Annotated in this window: 12 protein-coding genes and 1 pseudogene; 3 read left to right on the plus strand and 10 right to left on the minus strand. The window is 55.7% G+C overall.

Annotated features, from left to right (window positions below):
• Position 1 precedes the first annotated feature (1 nt).
• On the minus strand, positions 2-1,414 hold the full coding sequence (gene dnaB / locus INF77_RS10715; protein WP_008503375.1) for a replicative DNA helicase: 1,413 nt from the start codon (positions 1,412-1,414) through the stop codon (positions 2-4).
• 66 nt (positions 1,415-1,480) lie between these two features.
• On the opposite strand from dnaB, the gene INF77_RS10720 reads away from it, so the two are divergent.
• Entirely contained in the window at positions 1,481-2,464 is a 984-nt protein-coding gene (locus INF77_RS10720) for a quinone oxidoreductase (RefSeq protein WP_049137647.1), read from the plus strand.
• 184 nt (positions 2,465-2,648) lie between these two features.
• Here the strand turns inward: INF77_RS10720 and pspG are convergent, their stop codons facing one another.
• The 4 genes from pspG to INF77_RS10740 all read right to left on the minus strand — a co-directional run bounded on the left by pspG (position 2,649) and on the right by INF77_RS10740 (position 6,078).
• On the minus strand, positions 2,649-2,891 hold the full coding sequence (gene pspG / locus INF77_RS10725; RefSeq protein WP_028015168.1) for an envelope stress response protein PspG: 243 nt from the start codon (positions 2,889-2,891) through the stop codon (positions 2,649-2,651).
• A gap of 135 nt (positions 2,892-3,026) precedes the next feature.
• Positions 3,027-4,022 (minus strand): tRNA dihydrouridine(20/20a) synthase DusA, encoded by a 996-nt coding sequence (gene dusA, locus INF77_RS10730; protein ID WP_193532248.1) that lies wholly within the window; start codon positions 4,020-4,022, stop codon positions 3,027-3,029.
• 82 nt (positions 4,023-4,104) lie between these two features.
• Positions 4,105-5,364 (minus strand): conjugal transfer protein TraF, encoded by a 1,260-nt coding sequence (gene traF, locus INF77_RS10735; RefSeq protein ID WP_226859181.1) that lies wholly within the window; start codon positions 5,362-5,364, stop codon positions 4,105-4,107.
• A gap of 225 nt (positions 5,365-5,589) precedes the next feature.
• Positions 5,590-6,078 carry a cupin domain-containing protein gene (locus INF77_RS10740; RefSeq protein ID WP_045260944.1) on the minus strand — a complete coding sequence of 163 codons (489 nt, stop codon included), beginning with the start codon at positions 6,076-6,078 and terminating at the stop codon, positions 5,590-5,592.
• 115 nt (positions 6,079-6,193) lie between these two features.
• On the opposite strand from INF77_RS10740, the gene zur reads away from it, so the two are divergent.
• Positions 6,194-6,706 (plus strand): zinc uptake transcriptional repressor Zur, encoded by a 513-nt coding sequence (gene zur / locus INF77_RS10745; RefSeq protein WP_193532247.1) that lies wholly within the window; start codon positions 6,194-6,196, stop codon positions 6,704-6,706.
• Between the two features lie 48 nt (positions 6,707-6,754).
• Here zur and INF77_RS10750 read toward each other — a convergent pair whose 3' ends face one another.
• The 5 genes and pseudogenes from INF77_RS10750 to INF77_RS10765 form a co-directional block, all read right to left on the minus strand.
• On the minus strand, positions 6,755-6,964 hold the full coding sequence (locus INF77_RS10750; protein ID WP_003860314.1) for a CsbD family protein: 210 nt from the start codon (positions 6,962-6,964) through the stop codon (positions 6,755-6,757).
• A gap of 49 nt (positions 6,965-7,013) precedes the next feature.
• Positions 7,014-7,088: pseudogene (locus INF77_RS23460) on the minus strand (hypothetical protein); the annotation flags it as partial.
• Positions 7,085-8,422 (minus strand): MATE family efflux transporter DinF, encoded by a 1,338-nt coding sequence (gene dinF, locus INF77_RS10755; RefSeq protein WP_150145271.1) that lies wholly within the window; start codon positions 8,420-8,422, stop codon positions 7,085-7,087. The pseudogene INF77_RS23460 and the gene dinF, both read right to left, overlap by 4 nt.
• Before the next feature lie 63 nt (positions 8,423-8,485).
• Positions 8,486-9,094, minus strand: coding sequence for a transcriptional repressor LexA (lexA, locus tag INF77_RS10760; RefSeq protein WP_028015162.1), 609 nt, complete (start codon positions 9,092-9,094; stop codon positions 8,486-8,488).
• 108 nt (positions 9,095-9,202) lie between these two features.
• The gene (locus INF77_RS10765; protein WP_049137653.1) at positions 9,203-9,571 is read right to left on the minus strand and encodes a diacylglycerol kinase; all 369 of its coding nucleotides are present in this window, start codon (positions 9,569-9,571) and stop codon (positions 9,203-9,205) included.
• 154 nt (positions 9,572-9,725) lie between these two features.
• Between INF77_RS10765 and plsB the strand changes: the two genes are divergently transcribed.
• The gene (gene plsB / locus INF77_RS10770) at positions 9,726-12,146 is read left to right on the plus strand and encodes a glycerol-3-phosphate 1-O-acyltransferase PlsB (protein ID WP_028015161.1); all 2,421 of its coding nucleotides are present in this window, start codon (positions 9,726-9,728) and stop codon (positions 12,144-12,146) included.
• Positions 12,147-12,165: the final 19 nt, after the last annotated feature.

Consider the following 12,165-nt stretch of genomic DNA (forward strand, 5'->3'; position numbering starts at 1 on the left):
ATTACTCATCATCATATTGAGGACCGGCATAGTTGTCGAAACGCGACCACTGGCCGTTAAAGGTCAGACGTACCGTACCGATGGGGCCGTTACGTTGCTTACCAATAATAATTTCGGCGATCCCTTTCAGGTCGCTGTTCTCGTGATAGACCTCATCACGGTAGATGAACATGATTAAGTCGGCATCCTGCTCAATGGAGCCGGATTCACGCAGGTCGGAGTTGACCGGGCGTTTGTCTGCACGCTGTTCCAGGGAGCGGTTAAGCTGCGACAGCGCCACTACCGGCACGTGCAGCTCTTTAGCTAACGCCTTGAGCGAGCGGGAAATCTCTGCAATTTCCAGTGTACGGTTGTCTGAGAGCGACGGGACGCGCATCAGCTGAAGGTAGTCGATCATGATAAGGCCGATACCGCCGTGTTCGCGGGCGATGCGGCGCGCGCGGGAGCGCACTTCCGTCGGCGTCAGGCCGGAGGAGTCATCGATATAGATGTTCCGTTTTTCCAGCAGAATGCCCATGGTGCCGGAGATTCGCGCCCAGTCCTCGTCGTCGAGCTGGCCGGTACGGATGCGGGTCTGATCCACGCGCGACAGGGATGCCAGAGAACGCATCATGATCTGCTCGGAGGGCATCTCAAGGCTGAAAATGAGTACGGGCTTATCCTGTAGCATCGCCGCATTTTCAACGAGGTTCATCGCAAATGTCGTTTTACCCATCGACGGACGCGCCGCGACGATAATTAAATCCGACGGCTGTAAACCGGCAGTTTTTTTGTTGAGATCGTCATAGCCGGTGTTCACCCCGGTCACGCCGTCGTGCGGCTGCTGGAAAAGCTGCTCTATACGCGCAACGGTGGCGTCGAGCACGTCAGCGATGTTTTTCGGGCCTTCATCTTTGTTGGCACGGCTTTCGGCGATTTTAAAGACGCGGGACTCAGCAAGGTCGAGCAGGTCTTCGCTGGTGCGGCCCTGCGGGTCGAATCCGGCTTCGGCGATTTCGTTCGCTACCGAGATCATCTCGCGGACGACGGCACGTTCGCGCACGATGTCGGCGTAAGCGCTGATGTTCGCCGCACTTGGCGTGTTTTTTGACAGTTCTGCCAGGTAGGCAAAGCCGCCAACGCTGTCCAGCTGCCCCTGACGCTCCAGCGATTCCGCGAGCGTGATCAGGTCAATCGGGCTGCCGGACTCCTGCAGGCGCGCCATTTCGGTAAAGATATGGCGGTGCGGACGGGTGTAGAAATCTTCAGACACTACGCGCTCGGCGACGTCGTCCCAGCGTTCGTTATCCAGCATTAAACCGCCCAACACCGACTGTTCCGCTTCAATCGAGTGCGGCGGGACTTTTAACCCTGCGACCTGGAAATCACGCTCGCGAGGTTCAGTCTGTTTGTTGAAGGGTTTGTTTCCTGCCATAGTGAATGGAGTTACCGAGATAAAGAGTGGGTCGAAAGATTACCATATTTTTCTTACGGAGGGAGCATGGCAACGCGCATTGAGTTCCAGAAACACGGCGGTCCTGAAGTGCTGAAAGCGGTGGAGTTTACCCCCGCTGCGCCTGGCGAGAACGAAATTCAGGTTGAAAACAAAGCCATCGGCATTAACTACATTGATACCTATATTCGCGGCGGGCTCTACCCGCCTCCGTCAATGCCGAGCGGCCTGGGCACTGAAGCGGCCGGCATCGTCAGCAAAGTGGGCAGTGCGGTTAAGCACATTAAAGAAGGCGATCGTGTGGTGTATGCACAGTCTGCCCTGGGCGCTTATAGCTCCATCCACAACGTCCCGGCGGATAAAGCCGCCCTGCTGCCTAACGCCATCTCCTTTGAGCAGGCGGCGGCCTCCTTCCTGAAAGGGCTGACGGTCTATTACCTGCTGCGCAAAACCTACGAAATTAAGCCCGATGAGCAGTTCCTGTTTCATGCTGCCGCCGGTGGCGTGGGGCTGATTGCCTGCCAGTGGGCGAAAGCCTTAGGCGCGAAGCTGATCGGCACCACAGGCAGTGCGCAAAAAGCCCAGCGTGCGCTGGACGCGGGCGCGTGGCAGGTGATCAACTATCGGGAAGAGAGCATCGTCGAGCGGCTAAAAGAGATCACCGGCGGCAAAAAAGTACGCGTCGTGTATGACTCGGTGGGGAAAGACACCTGGGAAGCGTCGCTGGACTGCCTGCAGCGTCGCGGGCTGATGGTGAGCTTTGGTAACGCCTCAGGCGCTGTCACCGGCGTCAATCTCGGCATTCTGAATCAGAAAGGGTCGCTGTACGTGACGCGCCCTTCTTTGCAGGGTTACATCACCAACCGGGAAGAACTGGAGGAAGCCAGCAACGAGCTGTTCTCGCTAATAGCCAGCGGCGTGATTAAGGTGGATGTGGCGGATGCGCAGAAATACCCGCTAACCGATGCGCAGCGCGCGCATGAGGTGCTGGAAAGCCGGGCGACGCAGGGTTCAAGTTTGCTAATTCCCTGACCCCCAAAAAGAAATTGGGCTTCCCGTGGGAAGCCCTTTCTTTTTTTAGTTCGGCTGTATGTAGGGTACAGCTCGATGAATTCTGTAGCGGCAGCCATAGTGACAGATTCGATAAGTAAATCCTATTCTGTTCTAAGCCATGCTGCCGGAAAAGTTACAAGTATGTGACGAACCCCTCAATACCTTAGTAACGGAAGCGGTTATTGCGCTGATAAGTCGGCAGTTTTGGCGCTTTAATCGCCCGTATTACCCACACCACGGCGATAGCCAGCAGCAGCCACGGCAGCAGTTTGATCGTCAGGGCAAATAATCCGCCGATAAACATAACTACCGTGGCCACAACGAGCGCGGCCAGAATGCCGAGCAGCGACACGCCCGTGACCATCAGCATGACAAAAAAGCCAATCACAAAAAGTAGTTCAAGCATGGTGCTCTCCCACGAGTTCCCGAATGATGCTGCAATCATTACAAGAATCATGCCAAAACTAACCTATTGTTCTTAAAGCAAAACGCCCCGCGAGGATCCGCAGGGCGTGGTGAATTTGACGATCTTTTAGCGAAATTATCGCTTATCCGCCACCAGCCGCAGCGCATGTTCCAGCACCTCAATATCGGCACCGGCTTTATGCGCGTTCTCACTGAGGTAGCGACGCCACTGGCGCGCGCCCGGAATACCCTGGAACAGGCCAAGCATATGGCGGGTGATGTGGCCAAGATAGGTGCCATTGCTCAACTCGCGCTCAATGTAAGGGTACATGGCACGCACGACGGCAACCGGATCGGTGTCTGCGCCTGCAACGCCAAAGATTTCGCGATCGACCGTCGCCAGAATGCCCGGATTTTGATACGCCTCGCGCCCGACCATCACGCCATCCATATGCTCAAGGTGCGCTTTCGCCTCTTCCAGCGACGTAATACCGCCGTTGATTGACATCGTCAGGTGCGGGAAATCACGTTTCAGCTGGTACACGCGCGGGTAGTCCAGCGGCGGGATCTCACGGTTCTCTTTCGGGCTAAGGCCTGAAAGCCAGGCTTTGCGGGCGTGGATGATAAACATCTCACACTCGCCTTTCCCTGACACCGTATTGATGAAATCACACAGGAATTCGTAGCTGTCCTGGTCGTCGATGCCGATACGGGTTTTGACCGTCACCGGAATGGAGACCACATCGCGCATCGCTTTGATGCAGTCCGCCACCAGCTGTGCGTTGCCCATCAGACAGGCGCCGAACATGCCGTTTTGCACGCGGTCGGAAGGGCAGCCAACGTTCAGGTTGATCTCGTCGTAGCCGCGTTCTTCCGCCAGCTTTGCACACTGGGCCAGCGCGACCGGATCGCTGCCCCCCAGCTGCAGCGCAACCGGATGCTCTTCTTCACTGTATGCCAGGTAGTCGCCCTTACCGTGAATAATTGCGCCCGTGGTCACCATTTCGGTGTACAGCAGCGTATGGCGGGAGAGCTGGCGCAGGAAATAGCGGCAGTGTCTGTCCGTCCAGTCGAGCATTGGCGCAATAGAGAAACGGTGTGCAGGAAAAGCGGTCTGGAGTTCTGACGACATGGCGAAGTTTTAAGCATCTGGTGGAAAAGGGGCGCTACTATAGCACAAAGAAAAGCCGGAGGCGCAGCGCCTCCGTTGTACTTTAGAACGTCATGCTCAGCTGAGCCCCTGCGCCCCAGGTTTCGTCCTCGCCATACAGACCCATCAGGTCAACATGAACGGTATTAAACGGCGCGAAACCGACACCGCCGGTAAAGACGTTGCTGTCGTTCCCTTTCATATCCGCACGATAACCGGCACGCACCGCCAGCCAGCTCAGCGGAGTCACTTCAGCACCGACCCCAACATACTGCGACGTATCTTCGCTCTTAAAGCCTTTGGTTTCGGTCAGATCGCCATCGGCGGTCAGGGTCACCAGATCGTTGTGCCAGGCAGCGCCCGCGGTCACCAGCGGACGGATCTGGTAGGTGTCTTTATAGCTTACCACTTCCCCCGTACGCCCGTTGCGGATGCGGATATCTTTGGTGTCGATGTCGCGCGACATCAGGTTTTGCCCGCTCACGCCGACCGTCCAGTTTTCGCCAAAATCAGCGGCAATACCGGCATCGACGTTAAAGCCGGTATCGTCTGTACGGTAGCGGCTATCGTTCCACTTATTACTGTCGTAATCGTAGATCGAGGTGGTGTAGTTATAGATCCAACTTTTTTGCAGTTTTGGCGTCACGCCCACGGAAACCGGAACGCCGCCAAGGTCAAACTGGCGGGCAACGGCAATACCGTAGTCGGAGATAATCGCCGCCCGACCGGACGCCGTTGAGTTGAGGTTTTTAGTGATCTGGTCCGTGCCATTCAGCGCAGCGTCCAGGGCAACGCCGGCAGCCACCAGATTGCTTCTTTGAATACCGCGCAGATAATCAATATCCTGCTGGTCGATAGACGAACTTACCCGGCCATGGGCGTACCCTTTCGCCATAAAGGCCACGGAAAGCACATCGTTAGGGATACTCACGGCAAGGCCTGCTCCTGCCGTCGCGCGAGCGGTTTTGCCCTTGAGATAGTCCAGCTCATCGGCCAGATCTTTGGCCGCGCCCTGGAACTGGTTGATGGAGCCTAAAGGATTAGTGATAACCTGAATTGGAGTAAGGTTATCAACCACATCCTTATAGTGATTGATTTTGTCGTTGATGGTATCAATCTCATCCTGAAGATTGTCTTCATCCGTCACCTGCACCCCAACGGACGGCAAAATGACCGTCACGTCATCGTCCGGTTTTGCCTTTGCCAGCAGCGCGGGGTTAATTAACGCCCCGCTACCATAATTGCCCGAAGCAACGCCGGTGCCCCCCATCGCGTCACTACGTGATTCTGTCCAGGTATTGGCTGCTCCCGCCTGATTTGCCATAAACAAGGAGACAGCGATGCTAACCACCGAAAATTTAAAATGTTTTTTCACAGTATGCCCGTCTTATAGTCTGTTATGAAATAACCCCTGTCTGTTATCCCCCAAACAGGCGCGAACTATTGCTGTGAATAAAGATAAAAAGACCCGCTAATTCATTCCCTAAGTAAAACTTCCTTACGGCCTGTTGTAATTTGTGACGGCCCTCAATATTTATAGAAGAGGAAATTATTTTTTCCCAGGTTTTCCATCGTGCGGCCCAAAAAACTGTGGCGGATGGTCTACCCAGCGATCTTCCCGCGTGGCGGCATAAACCGGATTGAGCGGATAGTAGATGCGGTTGTGCTTCTTGTTGGCCTCCCCCACCACCAGCAACCGCACCTCTTCCTCGGTGTTGTTGATAAAGGTGTGACACACCCCCGTTCCGGCGGGAAAGCCCACGCTGTCTCCGGGTTCGAGTTTCCACAAATAACCATTAATCCAGGCTTCAGGATAGCCCTCAAGCACGTAGATAAACTCTTCTTCGTCACTTTCCGCATGGGGATAGGACGTCCGACGCCCCGGCGGTAAACGTTCATGATGAATGCCTATACGCCTGAGGCCCAGGCTGCGCGCCAGCGGCGATCCGATGGAAAAAAGCTCGTTACTGTCGGGGTAGGTGGCGTCATCTGGCCCTTCTACGTCGCGCCAGTGCTTGATACAGTCTGGTTTTTTCATTGTTACATTCCCGGTTTGCGATGCGTCAGGTATAGCACAGCCTGGCGGATATCGGTGTTTTTGCCAGAACATGATAAAGTGAGGGTTTTATCTCCCAGAACATCCGAGGTGCTAAATGGATAAGTCCACAAAAGAGCTGTTAGCGCAGGCCGAAAAGCTGTGCGCGCAACGCAATGTGCGCCTGACCCCGCAGCGCCTTGAAGTCTTGCGCCTGATGAGCCTGCAACAGGGGGCGATCAGCGCCTACGATCTGCTCGACCTACTCCGCGAAAGCGAGCCGCAGGCTAAACCGCCCACGGTGTATCGCGCGCTGGATTTCCTGCTGGAACAAGGATTTGTGCATAAAGTCGAATCCACAAACAGCTATGTCCTGTGCCATCTTTTCGATCAGCCAACGCATACATCGGCCATGTTTATCTGCGATCGTTGCGGCGTGGTGAAAGAAGAGGGAGCGGAAGGCGTAGAGGACATTATGCACACGCTGGCGGCAAAAATGGGTTTTGCCCTGCGTCATAACGTGATTGAAGCGCACGGGCTGTGTTCTGCATGCGTTGAGGTGGAAGCCTGTCGACATCAGGATGCGTGTCAGCACGACCACTCAATTCTGACAAAGAAAAAGCCGCGTTAGCAGCAAAAGAGAGGCGGCTCTTAAGCCGCCTCTGTGGGTTATTCAGCGTTACCAGCGGTAATCGTTACGGGTTTCCCAGTCTTTGACTTCATTTTCCGCCTGGTCTTTCTCGTAGCCGTAACGTTCCTGAATTTTACCGACAAGCTGATCGCGCTTGCCTTCAATGACGGTCATATCGTCATCAGTCAGCTTACCCCACTGTTCTTTCGCTTTACCTTTGAACTGCTTCCAGTTGCCGCCGATTTCGTCTTTATTCATCATCGTGTCCTCTTAGTTAAGCGTCGGGTCGTAACGTCCGTTACGTTCTTTTCTGCTGGACGTGGTAATAATTGTAGTTGAGGATTCGGCAGTTGATTTCATATTCGGAATCTTTAACCGTCACGATATATCGTGACGGGAAGGAAGCCAGGTATTATTTTGCCAGTGGCGATGCCAGATAAAGGCAAGCGAGAGGCCGCGCAGTGAGAGAAAGACCGCAAGCGCCATCCACAAACCGTGATTACCCAGCCACGGAAGCGTCAGCAGCGTCAAACCAAACCCCGCCGCCGCAACCGCCATACTGTTGCGCATTTCCGCTCCGCGCGTCGCACCGATAAACATGCCGTCCAGCAGATAACACCACACCCCCACCACCGGCAAGATCACCTGCCAGACGATGTAGTGGTCCGCCAGTTCGCGTAAAGCCGGGATCGAAGTGAGTAATGCAATAATGTCACGGCCAAAACAGGCATAAATCAGTGCAAACGCCAGCGCGACCAGTCCCGCTTGTCGACAGGCTGCCCGCCAGACATCCCTAAGCTGGCCACTTTCCCGCGCGCCGTACGCCTGCCCGGAATGCGCCTCAACGGCGTAGGCGAAGCCGTCCAGCGCGTAGGCGGTAAACGTCAGCAATGTCATCAGGACCGCATTCACCGCGACGATCTCAGGCCCAAGACGGGCACCAAAAACCGTCAATGCGCCAAAACAGAGTTGTAGCAGAAGCGAGCGCAGCATGATGTCACGGTTGAGCGCCAGCAGTTTACGGATATTGCCGCGCCATGCGGTTTTCAGCATTACGAGGGATATCCCGCGCAGGGCCATCACGCGCCAGACCATCCACAGCCCAATGAGTAAGGTTCCGTATTCTGCAATCGCCGTCGCCAGTGCCGCCCCGCGCACGTCCATATGCAGGCCCATCACCAGCCAGAGATCGAGCACAATGTTGAGAAGGTTTCCCACGACCAGCAAAATCACTGGCGCACGGGCGTATTGCACACCGAGTAACCAACCCAGCAGAACCAGGTTTGCCAGCGAAGCGGGCGCGCTGAGCCAGCGGATTTCCAGGAAGCGACGCGCCTGCTCCAGTACCGCCTCGCTGCCACCAACAACATGGAGCGCAAGGTCTATCAGGGGCGTGCGCAGTAAAACAATGAGTACCCCCGCGCCAAGCGCCAGGATCAGCGGCTGCACCAGCGCACGCGCCAGACGTAACGGATCTTTCGCACCATACGCCTGTGCGGTGAGCCCGGTGGTGCTCATACGCAAAAAGAGCAGCAGCATAAACAGAAAGCTGGTTGCCGTCGCGCCAATCGCCACGCCGCCAAGATAAACAGGGGAATCGAGATGACCAATAACGGCCGTATCGACCAGACCCAGCAAGGGCACGGTGATATTGGAGAAAATCATCGGCAGGGCAAGACGCCACAATGCCTTATCAGATGCCGTCAGCAGTGACATGAGAGATACCGGGAAGGGTAAATGAAGCAGGCTACAGCGGAAGCGTAGCCTGTCAGGAAGAGATTACAGCCATTCGCCGTTACGAATCACGCCAACAGCCAGACCTTCAATAGAGAAGCTCTGTTCGCGGAGGTCGACCACAATCGGGGTGAACTCGTTGTTTTCGGGCAACAGCTGAACAGTGTTACCCTGTTTTTTCAGGCGCTTAACGGTCACTTCGTCATCAATGCGCGCAACCACCACCTGGCCGTTTCGCACATCCTGCGTTTTGTGAACGGCCAGAAGGTCGCCATCAAGAATGCCGATGTCTTTCATCGACATCCCGCTAACGCGCAGCAGAAAATCAGCGCTCGGCTTGAACATACCAGGATCGACCTGGTAGTGACCTTCAATATGCTGTTGTGCCAGCAGCGGTTCACCTGCAGCAACGCGGCCTATCAGCGGAATGCCCGTCTCTTCTTCCACCAGCAGGCGGATACCACGCGACGCGCCTGACACAATCTCAATCACACCCTTACGCGCCAGCGCTTTCAGGTGTTCCTCGGCAGCATTCGGAGAACGGAAACCCAGACGCTGCGCGATTTCCGCACGCGTGGGTGGCATACCCGTCTGGCCGATATGATCCCGAATGAGATCAAACACCTCTTGCTGCCTGGTCGTTAATGCTTTCATTCCGCCCCCTGGGTGTATATACAGTTATGCTGTGAGTATATACAGTCAAAGGCGATTTTGGAACCAAAAACTGCACAAAAAACCAGGGACTTAATTATTCCTCGAGCATCATCGGAAATGTGACCAAAGCAGCGTGACCCAGGTAATGGCTGCGGTGATAATCGCCAGCAGGACAGCGGCGGAGCCCATATCTTTCGCACGGCCAGAGAGCTCGTGAAATTCAGAACCGATCCGGTCGACCACGGCCTCAATAGCGCTATTGAGAATTTCCACTATCATCACCAGAAGTACGGAACCGATGAGAAGCACGCGGGTAATGGCATCTACATCAAGGAAACAGGCGATGATAACCGCGACGATAGCGGCGACACCTTCCTGGCGAAAAGCAGCTTCATTGACCCACGCGGCACGGAAACCTTTCCATGAATAGCCGGCGGCTTTGATGATACGCGTCAACCCAGTGGTATTATTGGCCATTAAAAGAACCTTTTTTAAAAAAGAGCGTCAGTAACAGGAGCTGCAGCGCGTTTCGCTGCCGCCTGAAGTATGACGGGTAACAACAGAAATTTTGCGCGCTTTCTGTTATCCTTGCGCCGCAATTGCATTATTAACCAGAGGCTTTACATCGTTTATGTCCGGCTGGCCACGAATTTACTACAAATTACTTAATTTACCATTAAGCATACTGGTAAAAAGCAAGTCTATCCCAGCAGAACCCGCGCTGGAACTGGGGCTCGATACGTCGCGCCCTATTATGTACGTTTTGCCTTATAACTCTAAGGCCGACCTGCTAACGCTCCGTGCCCAGTGTCTGGCGCATGATTTACCCGATCCGCTTGAACCACTGGAAGTTGACGGCACTTTGCTGCCGCGCTACGTGTTCATTCACGGCGGGCCGCGCGTGTTTACCTATTACACACCGAAAGAAGAGTCCATCAAGCTGTTCCACGACTATCTCGACCTGCACCGCAGCAATCCTGACCTGGATGTGCAGATGGTGCCGGTATCGGTGATGTTTGGTCGCCGTCCGGGCCGCGAAAAAGGCGAAGAGAACCCGCCGCTGCGCATGCTTAACGGCATCCAGAAGTTCTTCGCGGTCTCCTGGCTGGGACGCGACAGCTTTGTGCGCTTCTCCCCTTCCGTCTCCCTTCGCCGAATGGCGGACGAGCACGGCACTGACAAGATCATCGCGCAAAAACTGGCGCGCGTGGCGCGTATGCACTTTGCCCGTCAGCGCCTGGCGGCCGTAGGGCCACGTCTTCCGGCGCGTCAGGACCTGTTCAACAAGCTGCTGGCCTCCAAAGCGATCGCCCGCGCCGTTGAAGACGAAGCGCGCAGCAAGAAAATTTCCCATGAGAAAGCCCAGCAGAATGCCATTGCGCTGATGGAAGAGATCGCAGCGAACTTCTCCTACGAGATGATTCGCCTGTCCGATCGTATTCTCGGCTTTACCTGGAACCGCCTGTATCAGGGCATCAACGTGCATAACGCTGAGCGTGTACGTCAGCTGGCGCACGATGGTCATGAGATTGTCTATGTCCCCTGCCACCGCAGCCACATGGACTACCTGCTTCTCTCCTACGTGCTCTATCACCAGGGACTGGTACCGCCGCACATTGCCGCCGGTATTAACCTGAACTTCTGGCCAGCAGGCCCGATTTTCCGCCGCCTGGGTGCGTTCTTTATTCGTCGTACCTTCAAGGGCAACAAGCTCTACTCCACCGTGTTCCGCGAGTATCTCGGCGAGCTGTTCAGCCGCGGCTACTCCGTAGAGTACTTCGTGGAGGGCGGGCGCTCCCGTACCGGTCGTCTGCTCGATCCGAAGACCGGCACGCTGTCGATGACCATTCAGGCGATGCTGCGCGGCGGTACGCGTCCAATCACGCTCGTGCCAATTTACATTGGCTATGAGCACGTGATGGAAGTGGGCACCTACGCGAAAGAGCTGCGCGGCGCGACCAAAGAGAAAGAGAGCCTGCCGCAGATGCTGCGCGGCCTGAGCAAGTTACGCAACCTGGGTCAGGGCTACGTAAACTTTGGCGAGCCGATGCCGCTGATGACGTATCTGAACCATCATGTTCCGGATTGGCGCGAGTCTATCGATCCTATCGAAGCGGTGCGTCCGGCCTGGCTGACGCCAACGGTGAACGGTATCGCGTCCGAGCTGATGGTGCGCATTAACAACGCCGGTGCGGCCAATGCGATGAACCTGTGCTGTACGGCGCTGCTGGCTTCACGTCAGCGTTCCCTGACCCGTGAACAGCTCACGGAGCAGCTGGACTGCTATCTGGACATGATGCGCAACGTGCCATACTCGGTTGATTCGACAGCTCCTTCTGCTACCGCCAGCGAGCTTATCGATCACGCGCTGCAGATGAATAAGTTCGAAGTCGAGAAAGATACGATCGGCGATATCATCATTCTGCCGCGCGAGCAGGCCGTACTGATGACGTACTACCGCAACAACATCGCTCATATGCTGATGCTGCCGTCGCTCATGGCGGCCATTATCACCCAGCATCGCCGTATTTCACGTCAGGAGCTGTTGCGCCACGTTGAGACGCTCTACCCGATGCTTAAAGCAGAGCTATTCCTGCGCTGGAGCAAGGAAGAGCTGGCCGTTGAGCTGGATAAACTGACGGAAGAGCTGCGCCGTCAGGGGCTGATCACCGTTGCGAACGACGAGCTGCACATCAATCCGTCACGCTCCCGTACCCTGCAACTGCTGGCGGCCGGTGCGCGCGAAACGCTGCAGCGCTACGCCATTACGTTCTGGCTGCTGAGCGCGAACCCGTCCATCAACCGCGGCACGCTGGAGAAAGAGAGCCGGACGCTGGCACAGCGTCTGTCCGTGCTGCACGGCATTAACGCCCCGGAATTCTTCGACAAAGCGGTCTTCAGCTCGCTGGTGCTGACGCTGCGTGACGAAGGCTTCATCAGCGATACGGGTGATGCCGAGCCGGAAGAGACGCTGAAGGTGTACCAGATGCTGGCAGAGCTGATTACCTCAGACGTGCGTTTGACCATTGAGAGCGCGACGCAGGGCGAGTAACACAATGCCGGGTTATGGC

Origin of the sequence: Enterobacter cloacae complex sp. P1B, from assembly GCF_014982345.1 — a bacterium.
GTDB classification, from domain to species: Bacteria; Pseudomonadota; Gammaproteobacteria; order Enterobacterales; family Enterobacteriaceae; genus Enterobacter; species Enterobacter bugandensis.